We start from the raw sequence: 12909 nt of genomic DNA, 5'->3' as shown, positions 1-12909 counted from the left end.
CCATTGTGCTGCCGCCGCGCGTCCGACGGGCGCGCGGTGTCTTTGGGCTACTCGCCCGATGACGGCGGCATCTGCCGGAACACGTTGGCGCCCAGCGCGCTGCCGTGCACGGCCAGGTGCGCGCCCATCTGGATGGCCTGCAGCAGCTCGGCGCGGTTGAGGCCTTGCGACAGCGCGGTCGCGATGAGCTGCCGTACCGCCCTGGGATTGAACGCCGTGAAGCAGGCATGAAGGGCCAGTTGCACCAGGCTGCGCTCGGCCGGGCTCAGGCCTGCACCGGGGCGGCCCTGCTCCACGAAGTCGAGCAGCACGTCCACGTAGCCGGGGTCCAGCCGCGCCAGGGCGTCCAGGCCCAGCGCGTGGGCGTTGCCGAACCTGCCGATGCGGGCCTGAAGGGCCGGGTCCACGGGCGCGGCGCCGGGGCCGGCGAGCTCGTCCAGGATGTCGGCGGCCTGGCACACGCCGGCCACGCCCTGCACGGCCACGAGATGCAGCACGTCGAAGATGTCGGCCGGGGTCGCGCCGACCTCGAGCGCGCGCTTCATGTGGGTGTGCAGGCCGGACTCGAACAGGTGCGAGGACGAGGCGTCCAGTCCCACGTAGATGAGCTCCACCATGCGTTCGCTGAGGGGGCCGGTGTGCGCGGGGTGGCCGGCGTAGCGTGCGTACTGCTCCACGAACGCGGGGTTCACCTGCAGCATGGTCTCGGTCCAGGGCCGCCAGTAGCCGCGCTGGGCGATGAAGAAGGCTCGGATCCGCGCGAGTTCGGGCTCGCGCTTCCGATCGGTCGGGGAAGGGTCCGCGCTCATGGGCTTTCTCGTGGCGCGTCCGTGCGCACGGCGACGGTCTGCCCCGTGAGGTACTGGGCAGCGGCGCCGCAGGCGTAGCGCAGCAGCGGGTGCAGGGCAGAGGGCTCGAAGGACGGCGGCACTTCCAGCGCATTGATGCGCAAGGCCCGCGGTCCCCACTCGCAGGCGAGGGTGGCGACCAGCATGTGCGCCGCCGCGGCATCGCCTGCGTCCTGCCAGCGGCCGGGGCTCGCCTGCGGCAGCAGCAGGGTCAGGCTGGCCTGTTGCTCATGGCGTGCGGCGAAGCGCACGGCCGCGGCGTGCACGGCGCGTAGCAGCCCGGCGGGCCCCGCATGCAGGGGCGACAGGTCGAGGCAGGCGGCGTAGCGGCCTTGCCCGGCGGACGTGCTCGCGGCGGTCAGCGCTTGCCAAGGCGCCTCGTCGCCGCCGCAGACCTCCAGCCACAGCGGCAGGTCCAGCGGCAGCACCGGCAGGGCGGCCGGCGCGAAGGCCTGGCTTCCGCCATAGATGGACGAGCCGCCGTTCACCGCCAGCACCTGCCCGCTCAAGGGCCGGGCGCCGGGGCTGGCGAGGAAGTAGAGCGCCTGCGCCAGCTCCGCCGGCGCGGCCATGCGCCCCAGCGGAATCTTCGCCACCGCGCGCGCGGGGTCGATGCGGCCGGCGTGGATCAGGCCGTCCACCAGCTCGGTGCGCACGAAGCCCGGCGCCAGCACGGCCGCGCACCAGCCGGGCTGCGCCTCGGCCAGTGCGCGCGTCTGGGCGATGAGCCCGGCCTTGCTCGGGCTGTAGGCGCCGCGCCAGGGAATGGCATGCAGGCCGGCGCCGGAGGACACGTTGACGATGCGCGCACCCGGCCGCAGCAGCGGCGTGCATGCGTCGACCACCGCGGCGGGCGCCGCCAGGTTGAGCGCAAGCAGCCGTTCCAGCTGCGCCGGCTCCTGCGCCACCAGCGGCGTGTTGGAGGCGTCGGACATGCCCGCGTTGTTGAGGATGGCGTCCAGCACGGGCGTGCCCTCGCGCAGGGAGGCGACCTGTGCGGCATCGCTGAGGTCGATGTCGCGCAGCACGTGCGCGCCGGCGGGCGGCGGGGGCAGTTCGCGGCCCAGCGCCTGCAGGGCCTCGGCGTTGCGATCGACCAGCACGCAGGCCCAGCCCGTGGCCGCGAACAGCCGGGCGGTGTCGCGCCCGATGCCCGAGGCGGCGCCGGTGATCAGGACCGTTGGCATGTGCGCCACGGCCTCGATCAGATGTTGGTCAGCGTGATGCCGCCATCCACGGTGAGCGCCTGCGCGGTGATGAAGCCTGCGTCGTCGCTCGCCAGGAAGCAGATGCTGCGCGCGATGTCCTCGACCGTGCCCAGGCGGCCCAGCGGCGTGCGGGCGATGCGGTTGGCGTCGCGCTCGGCATTGCGGTTGCGCTGCGTGCCTTCGGTGGGAACGGCCGAGGGGCACACTGCATTGACGCGGATGTGGCGCGCGCCCAGCTCGGCCGCCGCCGCGCGCGTGATGCCCAGGATGCCGGCCTTGATGCCCGAGTACACCACCGAGTTGGCGGCCGAGCGCAGCGCCGCGACCGAGGCCACGTTGACGATCGACCCGCCGCGCTCCGGGTCCATCACGGCCACGGCCTCCTGCAGGCTCCAGATGACGGACTTGAAGCCGACGTCCAGCATGCGCTCCACCGTCTCCGGCATGATTTCCGGGATGGCCTGGTAGCGCACCCAGGCCGCGTTGTTCACCAGGATGTCGAAGCGCCCGCCATGCGCGAAGGAACGCTGGATGGCCTCGCGGATACCTTCGCGGCTGGCGATGTTCACCGGCACGCCGAAGGCGCGCTGGCCGCGGGCCTCGATCTCTTTCACCACCGGGCCGACCAGTTCTTCCTTGAGGTCGTTCACGCACACCACGGCACCGCGCGCGGCCATCTGGAGCGCGGTCTCGCGACCGATGCCGGCACCCGCGCCGGTGATGAGGGCCACGCGGCCTTGCAGATCCTGATTCATGAAAATTCCTTGGGTGTCACACGGAGCGGATGAAGTCCTGTCCGACCTGGCGGGCGAGGGCGCCCGAGCCGAAGGCCGCATCGAACTTGCGCACTTCGCGCAGGGCGTGGTGCAACGGCAGTTCCCACGTGAAGCCCATGCCGCCGTGCAGGTGGATGGACTTCTCGAGCACGAAGGCCGCGCTCGACAGGGTCTGCGCCAGCACCGGCCCGGTGTTGCGCAGGCCTTTGTCTTCGTCCGGTCGCAGCACGCGGTGGATGCCGGCGTTGCAGGCCTCCTGCAGCAGCCGCATGCGCGCCAGAAGATGCCGCACCGCCTGCTTGGCCGAGAGGGGCCGGCCGAACTGCACGCGCGTCGACATGTAGGCGGCGGTGGCCTCCAGCGCGCCCTCGGCGGCACCGTTGACCAGGCCGGCGATCAGGATCTGCCCTTCGCGCCGGAGTGCGGCGAAGGCGGCCGCATCGAGCGTGGCCAGCACCTTGGCGCCCCGCAGGTCCAGCCAGGACTGGGGATGCTCGGGGTCGAGCGCGCCGTCCTCCCGGACCTCGACCGAGGTGGCCAGGTCGAGCAGCGCGCCGCCGCCCTGGCCGTCGGCCACCAGCACCCAGTCGCATTGCCTGGCGTGGCGCGCATGGCCGGCCAGCCCTTCGGCCAGGCTGCCTTCCAGCGCCCAGGTCGCGATGCGTTCGCCGCCGGCCAGTTCGGCCGCGAGCGGGGAGTCGCCCAGCGCCTTGGCGGCCAGGATGGTCTCGAGCAGCGGCCACTGCAGGCGCAGCTTGCCGGCCTCGGCCACGATGGGCAGGGCGAACTCGATGCCGAGCGCCAGGCCGCCGGCGGCTTCGGGCGCGCATACGCCGCAGAGGCCGGCGTTCGCCAGGACCTGCCCCGCCTCGCGGAAACCGCGGCCCTGCGCGTCGGTGATCGCCTCGGCCGCGGCCTGGGCGAATTCTTCGGGCTTGAGATCGTTGTCGGTCACAGCTTCTCAGTCCTTCGGGAGGTTCATGATGCGTTGCGCGATGATGTCCAGCTGCACCTCGGTGGTGCCGGCGTAGATGGTCTCGGCGCGGGCGAACAGGTAGCCCGTGCTGAAGTGCTTGCGGGCGCGCTGCGCGAGGGCGCTGGAGCGCGGGTTCACGTGCGACACGACCGAGAGCGCGAGGCCGGCGAAGGCCTGGTGGCATTCGGACCAGAAGAGCTTGGTGAGCGAGCCGCGGGCGCCGATCCTGTCGCCGGCCATCATCAGGTCGACCGTGCGCTCCACCAGGCCCTTGAGGGCGTCGATCTCGCCGACCACCTCGCCGATGCGGCGCTGGTAGTAGCCGTCGTCCAGCAGCTTCGACAGCGCGGGGTCCGACTTGCAGGCGGCGACGAGCTGGCGCAGTTCGCATTCGAAGCGCCAGGCGCGGTACATGCGGTTGGTGGCGCGCTCGATGGAGAGCACGCGGATGGCCGCGTTCCAGCCTTCGTCCGGCGCACCCAGGCGAGCGCTGTCGGGCACCACCACGTCGTCGAAGAAGACCTCGGCAAAGGACTCCTTGCCGTCGATCGACTTGATCGGCACCACGCGGATGCCGGGCGTGTTCATGGGCACGGCGAACATCAGCAGGCCGCGGTGCTTGTCGGCCACGGTGCCGGTGCGGGTCAGCAGCAGGCAGTAGTGAGCCTTGGCCGCGCCGCTGGTCCAGATCTTCTGGCCGTTGATGCGCCAGTGCTCTCCTTCCTGCACGGCCCGGGTCCGCAGGCGCGCGAGGTCGGAGCCCGCGTCGGGCTCGGAGAAGCCCTGGCACCAGTAGTCCTGCATCGAGAGGATGCGCGGCAGAAACTGCTGCTTCTGCTCCTCGGTGCCGACGGTCTGGATGATGGGGCCGGCAAGCTCCTTGCCGATCGAGCTCACGCTCTCGGGCATGGCCAGCGCGCCCACTTCCTTGTTGACGGCCAGGTGCTCGCGCAGCGTGAGGCCGAGTCCGCCGTAGGCCTGGGGCCAGGTCATGCCGGCCAGGCCGGCCCTGTACATGGCGGCTTCCCAGTCGCGGCACTCGTCGAGGGTGGGGACGCGGTAGTCGAGGCTGTCCGCACGCATGTGGGCAGGCAGATTGGCACGCAGCCATTCGCGTGCGTACTGGCGGTAGACGGCCGGGCCTGCGGCGGCGTCCGGGATGGCCGGGTTCTTGTCCATGTGCATGTGAGGCTTCAGTGGGCGGGGGTGCTGCTGGAAGTCGGGACCATCAGGGCGTCCAGCACCAGGACGCCTTCGCCTTCCGGCCGGACCAGGATGGGGTTCATGTCGATCTCGGCCACGTCGGCCGCATGGCGGCAGGCGAATTCCGAGAGCCGCGCCACCGTGCGTGCGGCCGCGGCCACGTCGGCCCTGGCCTGGCCGCGCGCGCCGTCGAGCAGCGGAAACATCTTGAGGCTGCGCAGCATGCGCAGCGCCTCGTCCTCCGAGACCGGCGCCACCTGCACCGCGACGTCCTTGAGGATCTCGGCATAGATGCCGCCCAGGCCGACCATGACCACGGGGCCGAACACCGGGTCGCGCGAGACGCCGGCGATCAGCTCCACGCCGCCGCGGACCATGGGAGCCACGAGCACGCCGTCCAGGCGCGCCTTCGGCGCGTTCTTCGCGGCGTTGGCCATCAGGCGGTCGTAGGCCTCGCGCACGGCCGCATCATCCTGCAGGTTCAGGGCGACGCCGCCGATCTCGGTCTTGTGGGCGATGTCCTCGGAGGCGATCTTCAGCACCACGGGATAGCCGGTGGCCTGCGCCGCACGCACGGCCTGCTCGGCCGAGTCGACGATCTCTTCGCGCGGCACGCTGATGCCGGCGGCGGCGAGCGCCTTCTTGGCATGGAACTCGTTGCGGAAGACGGCCGGGTCGACCGCATCCACCGGGCCCTGGTAAGCCGGGGCGGCGGGCAGGGCGGCGAGTTGTCCGAGCCGCACCAGGCCGGCCAGGCCCTTGGCGGCGGCGGGAATGCCGGGGAAAACGGGGATGCCCAGCGCGTTGATCTCGGCGACTGCATCCGGCGGGCCCTGGCTGATGATGACGAGCAGCCGGTCCGGGTGGCTGGCGCGGATCTTCGCGAGCGCCTCGAGGTACACGCCGCGCAGGCGCGGGTTGTAGAGCGACAGGGCGAGCAGCAGCACCAGCGTGCTGCCGTTGGCGTCTTCCTGCAGTGCGGTGAGCATCTTCAGCAGGATGTCCGGGCGCGCCGACATTTGCGCGGACGCGTCGACCGGGTTGTTCGTGCCCGCGGTGGGCACGGCCTCGCGGATCAGCGCCTTGGTGGTCTCGGCGAGTTGGGGCAGGGTCATGCCGGCTTCCACCATGGCGTCGGCCATCATGATCCCGAAGCCGCCCGATGCGGCCACCAGCGTCACGGCATCGGTGGTCGGCAGGCGGCCATCGCTCAGCAGCACGGCGGCGTGGCCGACGTCGAGCAGTTCCTCGAAGGAGCGCACGCGCAGCACGCCATGGCGGCGGAAGACGGCATCGAAGACCGCGTCGGAGCCGGTGAGGGCGCCGGTGTGCGAGGCCGCGGCGGCCTGGCCCTGCTCGGTGGCGCCGATCTTCAGCACGATCACCGGCTTGCGCCGGCGGCGCGCCATGTCCAGCGCCTCGGTCAGGCGGCCGGCATGGCGGCAGGTTTCCATGCAGCACAGGATGATGCGGGTGGCGTCGTCCTCGGCCAGCGCGGCGATGCCGTCGGCCACGTCCACGTCGGCCTCGTTGCCGGTGGCGATGAAGCGGCTCAGGCCCAGGCCGCGGTCGGCCATGTTGCGCATGGTGAAGCTGCCGATGTTGCCCGACTGGGAGACGATGCCCACCTGGCCGGCGGGCGGCATGCTCTGCTCGAGCGCGATCGAGAAGGAGCCCACCAGTTTGTCCACGACGTTGACCGCGCCGAGGCAGTTGGGGCCCAGCAGGCGCATGCCGTGGTTGCGCGCCACGCGCACCAGCTCGCCCTGCAGGGCGACGCCCTCGGGGCCGGCCTCGCCGAAGCCGGCCGACAGCACGATCACGCCGTGCACGCCGCGCTCGGCGCAGTCGCGCACCGCCTGGAGGGTAGCATCCGCCGGCACGGCCAGGATGGCCAGCTCGGGCGCGGCGGGCGTGTCCAGCACCGAGGCGTAGGCCTGCAGGCCCTGGATGCTGCCGCCCTTGGGGTTGATGGGATAGATGGCACCGGCGTAGCCGTACTTGCGCAGCAGCTGGACGGGGCGGCCGCCGATCTTGGTGATGTCGTCGGAGGCGCCGACCACAGCGATGCTGCGAGCCTGGAAGAAGGCGTCGAGCCCGGCGCCCGGCGCGGCCTGAACCTGGGTCAGCATGCTCACCGCCCCTTGAAGACGGGTGCACGCTTCTCGAGGAAGGCCATGCGCGCCTCGCGGGCGTCCTCCGTCTTCGACAAGGCCATGGTGAACTCCTGCTCGAAGCGGTAGGCGTCGCGCTGCGGCATCACGTCCACCATGTTGGCGGCGCGCTTGGCGTAGATGACGGCCAGGGGCGCCTTGGAGGCGATCTCGCGAGCCAGCGCCAGGGTCACGGGCAGCAGGTCCTTCTCGGGCAGCACGTCCTCGATGATGTTGCGCTTGAGCAGGTCGTGGGCGCTCAGGCGCTGGCCGGTGAAGAACATGCGGCGCAGGGTGGAGCGGCCGAACAGCGTCTTGAGCATGGAGGCGCCGCCCGCCAGGCCCACGTTGATCTCCGGCATGCCCACGGTGGCGTTTTCCGAGGCATAGAGGATGTCGCAGGCGGCGGCCAGACCGAAGCCGGCGCCCAGCGCCGCGCCGTTGATGGCGGCGATGACGGGCTTGGCGCATTCGCGGATGGCGTTGCCGGTCTCGCGCGTGATGCGGTTGTGCTCGAGGAAGTCGCCGGCGATCTCGCTGCTGGGGCGGTCCTTCAGGTCGGCGCCCGCGCAGAACACGTTGCCGGCGCCGGTCAGCACGGCGCAGCGGATGTCCTCGCGCTCGGAGATCGCGTCGAAGGTGGCGACCAGCTGGCGGCGCATCTCGCGGCTGAGCGCGTTGACCGGCCGGCGGTCCATGGTGACCAGTCCCACGCCGTCGGCGGAGACTTCCAAACGAACCCATTCATCACTCATAGACCACCTCTGTCAGAAGCCAGCTCGCCGGCGGAAATCAGAAAAAATGCACGCGCTGGACAAACGGCCCGTTGGCAGGAAAGGTCCAGTCGGGGCTGCGCAGGCGCGGATGCTCCCGCCGGTTTGTCTCGTATCGTGCGGTCGCCGAATTATAGAAATCGGGTCCAAATCGATTGGCGTTCAAACTGTGGGAGTGTTCTGCGAAAAATGCAGAGGTGACGGCCGGGCGAGGTGGCTACGATGCGGGAACTTCAAAATTCGGGAAGCAGGGCGATTCCTGCCGGCAAGCCTGAGCCCCGGCAATGCGTCAACCGGTCGCCCGGAATGGATCATGAAATGAATTCATCCGGAATTCGACATGGTTTTCCGGTGCGATTCGATCAATCCCGGAATTCCCCAAATCAAATGGAAATTCAACGTCTCGGCGAATTGAAGACTGCGCTCGGCGAGTGTCCCGTATGGCACGGCGGGCGGCTGTGGCTGCTGGACTGCCGCGCCGGGCTGGTGCTGGCGCTGGACCCGGACACCGGGGCCGTCGTGGCCCGGCACACGGCACCGGCGCCGCTGGGCTCCTTCGCTTTCAATGGGGACGAGGGAGAGTGGATCGTCCTGGCGCTGAAAGAGGAGATCGCCGTCCTGCACCTGCCGAGCGGGCGCCTTCAGACCCTGGCGCGCATCGAAGACAGCCACCCCCATCTGCGCCTGAACGACGGCATCTCGCTGGCCGACGGCAGCTTCGTGGTCGGCACCATGCACGTCTTCCGCGAGCCCGGCGAAGCGCCGCTCGGCGGGCTGTACCGGCTCGACACGGGGCTGCGCCTGCACCGGGTCGACACCGGGCTGGGCATCACCAACGGGCCCTGCGTGAACCCGGTCGACCAGCGGCTTTACGTGGCCGACAGCACCGCGCGGGTCATCTACTCCTATGCCGTCGGAGCCGACGGCGGCCTGGCGGACAAGCGCGAGTTCGTCCGCACCGAGACGCTGGGCTCCGGCCCGGACGGTTGTGCCTTCGACAGCGAGGGCGGGCTGTGGACCGCGCTGGTGCGCATCGGCGCACTGGGGCGCTTCGACATGGAAGGCCGGCTGACAAACAGGATCGAACTGCCGGTGGCCTACCCGAGCGCCCTGTGCTTCGGCGGGGCGCAGATGGACGCGCTGTTCGTCACCACCCTCAGCGACAGCGGACGCCTGAGCGCCACGGGGCCGCTGGATGGCGCGGTGCTGAAGATCACCGGGCTGGGCTTTCGCGGGATGGCGCGACCGGTGTGCCGCCTGCCGCTGCGGTCTTGAAGCGGCTACGCCGCCGGCGTCACGCTCAAGCCCGCGGCTTTGCCATGCGCGGAAAAGCGCAGCTCCGGCCCGGCCACGTGCTCGGCCACGAAATCCAGGAACAGGCGGATCTTGGCGGGAATGATGGGCGTGTCGAGGATGGTGGCATACATGCCTTCGTCGAAGCCCTTGTTGCTGATGCGGAACTGGGGCAGCACCCGCACCAGCGTGCCCTGGCGCAGGTCGTTGTGGACCGTGTAGTCGTCCAGCAGCACCAGCCCCTCGCCGAGCCGGGCCAGTTCCAGCAGCGCGATGCCGTTGTTGCTGACGTGGCGCGGCTTGAAGGCGATCTCGGTGAGCCGCTCCTCCTCCTTGAACAGCCAGCAGTACTGGTTGCCCGGCAGTTCGTAGGCCAGGCAGTCGTGTTCCAGGATGCTCTCGGGCCCGGTGAGCGGGGGCTTGCGGGCCAGGTAGGCAGGGGCGGCGGCGAGATAGCGCTCGCTCTGGAACAGCATGCGGCGCTTCACCCCCGCTTCGACGGGCGGAGAGATGCGGAAGTCGATGTCGAACTGGTTGCGCCGCAGGTCCACCGCGGCCTCGGTCAGCGTCAGCTCGATGTGGATGTCCGGGTAGCGCTTGCGGAATTCGGCCAGCAGCGCCGGCAGCACGCCAAGTCCGAACATCACCCGCGAATGCACGCGCAGCAGGCCTTGCGGCGCCGAGCTGATCGCGGTGATGTTGGCCTGCAGCTCGTTGATGCTCCAGAGGATGCCTTCGAGTTGCCGGGCATATTCCTGGCCGGATTCGGTGAGCGCCACCTGGCGGGTGGAGCGCAGCAGGAGCTTGACCTTCAGCTCCTCCTCGATCTCCGTGATCATGCGCGACACCCCGGTGGCCGAGATGCCGAAGCGCCGCGCCGTCTCGGAGAAATTCCGCGTCTGGGAGATCGACAGGAACAGCTCCATCGCGCGCAATCTATCCATGAATCCTCCGGATTCCGCAGTTCTGATCTGCAGTTTCTGCCATAGCCGTTCCGGCCCGCACACCTAGAATTCGACGGCCCTTACGGATGCTATTGAAGCGGAGACATTGCATGGAATTCGGAGTATTCATTCTTGCCCAGCAGCGAGGCTACCACCAGACTTCGCAACAGGTCATCCAGAATTCCATCGAGCAGACCGTCGCGGCGGAACAGGCTGGATTTCAAACGGCCTGGTATGCGGAGCACCATTTCAACAATTATTCTCTTTCGCCGTCGCCGCTGATGATGGTGGCGCACATGGCGGGGAAAACAAATCGAATTCGCCTGGGCACCGCCGTGTGCATCCTGCCACTCTACCAGCCGGCCCGCTTCCTGGCGGAAGTCGGATTCGCCGATACCGTCTCCAATGGCCGGCTCGACCTGGGCGTCGGTTCCGGCTACCAGGAATTCGAATTCGAGCGCTTCGGCGTGAAGATCGCCGAATCGGCGGCCATCTACAACGAGTTCCTGGACATCCTGCCCAAGGGCCTGACCCAGAAGATCTTCCAGTACCAGGGTCAGCACCTCCAGATTCCGCCCAGCTCCATTGCCGTGCGCTGCGTGCAGAACCCGATGCCGCCGGTATGGATCACCTCCGGCAATCCGGTGCCGCTGGGCCGCGGCGTGCGCGAGAACCACAACCTCTTCGTGACCGCGCTGCTCAACGGCAACGAGGCCATCCGGGGCCTGCGCGAGCGCCTCGACAAGGTGGCGGCCGACAACGGCAAAGACCTGGATCGCGACGTCAGGTTCGGCTTCCTGCGCTGCGCCTACGCTTCCGACAGCAACGCCGAGATCGACGCGTACCTGGATTGCGCACGCTTCCAGCGCCGCATCTCCGAGAGCCTGAAGTACCGCCGCGCCCAGTCCGACGACGGCTACATGGTCAAGGAAGTGCCCTCGGCCACGGACCCGACGATGGAGCAGCTGCGCGCCAACCTGCCCGTGGGCTCGGTCAACCAGGTCATCGACAAGATGCTGGAAGAAATCAGCATCCTGCGCCCCAAGCACATCGCGCTGCAGACCCAGCTGGGCGACTTCGACCAGAAGACCATGCTCAAACAGATCGCGTTGTGGGGTGAAAAAATCATCCCCGCGATCCGCAAGGAACTCGGACGCAACGCGCCGGCCGCCGAAAGGCTGGCCGCCTGAGCGGCCGAAGCAAAGCCTGACGCGTCAAGACAGACGCCGAATCGCGTCATCGCGGCATCGCCGAATCGACATGCATGCACCCGGCGGGGTGCGAAGAAGCTCCCGCCTGGCGCCGCGCCGGCCATGGCCATCGAGCCCGGTCCGCTCACCCTTTTTTCTTTTTGAGTTCTTCATCCATTGCGCAGCCACAACAGGAGACCCGAATGATCCCGACATCTCTGAACCGACGCACCCTCTTGCTCGCCAGCATGATGCTGGGTGCGGGTGCCAGCGCCTTCGCCGACGACGCCTGGCCTTCGCGTCCCATCCGCCTGGTGGTGGCCGGCTCGGCCGGCGCCGGCGGCGACATCTTCGCCCGCATGATCGCGGAGCCGCTGTCGAAGGTGCTGAAGCAGCCGGTGGTGGTCGAGCCCAAGGCCGGCGCCAATGGCCTGATCGCGACGGACACGGTGGCCAAGGCCCCGGGCGACGGCTACACGCTGCTGTTCGCGCCGTCCTCCGCCATCCTCATCAACCCGGTGATCCACGCCAAGCTGCCCTACGACGCCGACAAGGACCTGGTGCCGGTCACGCAGTTCGGCGCGGCCGGCATCCTGCTGGTGGCGAACCCGAGCACCGGCTTCAAGAACCTGGCCGACATGGTGGCCTACGCCAAGGCCCATCCCGGCAAGCTGGCCTACGGCTCCTGGGGCAACGGCTCCTCCGGCCACCTGGCCATGGAGGGCATCAAGGCGCACTACGGCCTGGACATGCCGCACGTGGCCTACAAGACGCTGGTCAGCGAAGTGACGGATCTGATCGCCAACAACATCAGCGTGGGCTTCACCGACATCCAGTCGCCCATCCCGCACATGCACAACGGCCGGCTGGTGGGCCTGGGCCAGACAGGTTCGCAGCGTTGGCCCGCCACCAAGAACCTGCCCACGCTGGCGGAGCAGGGCTACAAGTTCGAGGCCGATGGGTGGTACGGCTTCTTCGCGCCGGCCGGAACGCCGCAGGCCATCATCGACCGTCTCAACACCGAGATCAACCGCCTGCAGCAGACCGATGCGGTGCGCCAGAAGATCGAGGGCCAGAACATGATCGTGCCGCCGGCGCGCACCGCGAAGGAATTCGCCGCCTCGATCAAGAAGGACGCCGCGATCTGGCAAGGGCTGGCCAGGACCACGGACCTGAAGGACAAGTAAAGGGCAGGGCGGTCGCCCCGCGATCCCCGACAGCCTGACGTGCCATCCTGCCGCAAGCCGGCGCGATGGCACTTTTTTCGTTCGCCGCAAGAAACCCCCAGGCCGCGAAGCCGGCCCCTTCGGGAGCACCCGCGGAACCGGCTTTGCCGGGCCGCTGGGTGCGCCCCCGGAAGGGGGTTGGCGGACCACACGAAGTGGGGAAGCCTGGGGGAGAGCGACATCCTCCGCGGAACCGGCTTTGCCGGGCCGCTGGGTGCGCCCCCGGAAGGGGGTTGGCGGACCACACGAAGTGGGGAAGCCTGGGGGAGAGCCAGATATCCCGCATTTTTTTGCAGGACTGAATCGCGCTCCCTCGCTA

At 69.2% G+C, this 12909-nt stretch carries 11 protein-coding genes; 3 read left to right on the top strand and 8 right to left on the bottom strand.

What is annotated here, in order from left to right; translation table 11 throughout:
- Nucleotides 1-47: 47 nt before the first annotated feature.
- From ABEA07_RS09210 to ABEA07_RS09180, 7 genes are read right to left on the bottom strand one after another with little or no spacing between them, the layout of a single operon-like run.
- Nucleotides 48-809, bottom strand: coding sequence for a carboxymuconolactone decarboxylase family protein (locus tag ABEA07_RS09210; RefSeq protein WP_345537361.1), 762 nt, complete (start codon nucleotides 807-809; stop codon nucleotides 48-50).
- Entirely contained in the window at nucleotides 806-2035 is a 1230-nt protein-coding gene (locus ABEA07_RS09205) for an SDR family NAD(P)-dependent oxidoreductase (protein ID WP_345537360.1), read from the bottom strand. Before ABEA07_RS09205 ends, ABEA07_RS09210 begins: the two co-directional genes overlap by 4 nt.
- 17 nt (nucleotides 2036-2052) lie before the next feature.
- Nucleotides 2053-2811, bottom strand: a complete 759-nt coding sequence (locus ABEA07_RS09200) for an SDR family NAD(P)-dependent oxidoreductase (RefSeq protein ID WP_345537359.1) — start codon at nucleotides 2809-2811, stop codon at nucleotides 2053-2055.
- A 16-nt stretch (nucleotides 2812-2827) separates the two neighbouring features.
- Nucleotides 2828-3787, bottom strand: coding sequence for an acyl-CoA dehydrogenase family protein (locus ABEA07_RS09195; protein ID WP_345537357.1), 960 nt, complete (start codon nucleotides 3785-3787; stop codon nucleotides 2828-2830).
- A 6-nt stretch (nucleotides 3788-3793) separates the two neighbouring features.
- Nucleotides 3794-4993: an acyl-CoA dehydrogenase family protein gene (locus tag ABEA07_RS09190; RefSeq protein WP_345537355.1), complete on the bottom strand. Its 1200-nt coding sequence runs from the start codon at nucleotides 4991-4993 to the stop codon at nucleotides 3794-3796.
- 8 nt (nucleotides 4994-5001) lie between these two features.
- Nucleotides 5002-7143, bottom strand: coding sequence for an acetate--CoA ligase family protein (locus tag ABEA07_RS09185; protein WP_345537353.1), 2142 nt, complete (start codon nucleotides 7141-7143; stop codon nucleotides 5002-5004).
- Nucleotides 7144-7145: 2 nt separating this feature from the next.
- A complete protein-coding gene (locus tag ABEA07_RS09180) occupies nucleotides 7146-7919 on the bottom strand; it encodes an enoyl-CoA hydratase/isomerase family protein (RefSeq protein WP_345537352.1) in 774 nt (257 codons plus the stop codon).
- Between the two features lie 405 nt (nucleotides 7920-8324).
- Here ABEA07_RS09180 and ABEA07_RS09175 point away from each other — a divergent pair, with 405 nt between their 5' ends.
- Nucleotides 8325-9212 (top strand): SMP-30/gluconolactonase/LRE family protein, encoded by an 888-nt coding sequence (locus ABEA07_RS09175; RefSeq protein WP_345537351.1) that lies wholly within the window; start codon nucleotides 8325-8327, stop codon nucleotides 9210-9212.
- A 5-nt stretch (nucleotides 9213-9217) separates the two neighbouring features.
- On the opposite strand, the gene ABEA07_RS09170 is transcribed toward ABEA07_RS09175, so the two are convergent.
- Entirely contained in the window at nucleotides 9218-10174 is a 957-nt protein-coding gene (locus ABEA07_RS09170) for a LysR family transcriptional regulator (RefSeq protein WP_345537350.1), read from the bottom strand.
- 110 nt (nucleotides 10175-10284) lie between these two features.
- On the opposite strand from ABEA07_RS09170, the gene ABEA07_RS09165 reads away from it, so the two are divergent.
- Complete coding sequence (locus ABEA07_RS09165) at nucleotides 10285-11364, top strand: LLM class flavin-dependent oxidoreductase (RefSeq protein WP_345537348.1); 1080 nt, start codon at nucleotides 10285-10287, stop codon at nucleotides 11362-11364.
- 203 nt (nucleotides 11365-11567) lie between these two features.
- Nucleotides 11568-12551, top strand: a complete 984-nt coding sequence (locus ABEA07_RS09160; RefSeq protein ID WP_345537347.1) for a Bug family tripartite tricarboxylate transporter substrate binding protein — start codon at nucleotides 11568-11570, stop codon at nucleotides 12549-12551.
- The last annotated feature ends 358 nt before the right edge of the window (nucleotides 12552-12909 follow it).

Source organism: Variovorax defluvii (assembly GCF_039541515.1).
Taxonomy (GTDB): domain Bacteria; phylum Pseudomonadota; class Gammaproteobacteria; order Burkholderiales; family Burkholderiaceae_C; genus Variovorax; species Variovorax defluvii.
This window is presented reverse-complemented; position numbering and strand designations above follow the sequence as displayed.

Bases quoted from the DNA above. Each gene is read 5' to 3' on its own strand.
- ABEA07_RS09210 (WP_345537361.1), bottom strand. From the start codon at position 809: ATGAGCGCGGACCCTTCCCCGACCGATCGGAAGCGCGAGCCCGAACTC.
- ABEA07_RS09205 (WP_345537360.1), bottom strand. From the start codon at position 2,035: ATGCCAACGGTCCTGATCACCGGCGCCGCCTCGGGCATCGGGCGCGAC.
- ABEA07_RS09200 (WP_345537359.1), bottom strand. From the start codon at position 2,811: ATGAATCAGGATCTGCAAGGCCGCGTGGCCCTCATCACCGGCGCGGGT.
- ABEA07_RS09190 (WP_345537355.1), bottom strand. From the start codon at position 4,993: ATGCACATGGACAAGAACCCGGCCATCCCGGACGCCGCCGCAGGCCCG.
- ABEA07_RS09185 (WP_345537353.1), bottom strand. From the start codon at position 7,143: ATGCTGACCCAGGTTCAGGCCGCGCCGGGCGCCGGGCTCGACGCCTTC.
- ABEA07_RS09180 (WP_345537352.1), bottom strand. From the start codon at position 7,919: ATGAGTGATGAATGGGTTCGTTTGGAAGTCTCCGCCGACGGCGTGGGA.
- ABEA07_RS09175 (WP_345537351.1), top strand. From the start codon at position 8,325: ATGGAAATTCAACGTCTCGGCGAATTGAAGACTGCGCTCGGCGAGTGT.
- ABEA07_RS09170 (WP_345537350.1), bottom strand. From the start codon at position 10,174: ATGGATAGATTGCGCGCGATGGAGCTGTTCCTGTCGATCTCCCAGACG.
- ABEA07_RS09165 (WP_345537348.1), top strand. From the start codon at position 10,285: ATGGAATTCGGAGTATTCATTCTTGCCCAGCAGCGAGGCTACCACCAG.
- ABEA07_RS09160 (WP_345537347.1), top strand. From the start codon at position 11,568: ATGATCCCGACATCTCTGAACCGACGCACCCTCTTGCTCGCCAGCATG.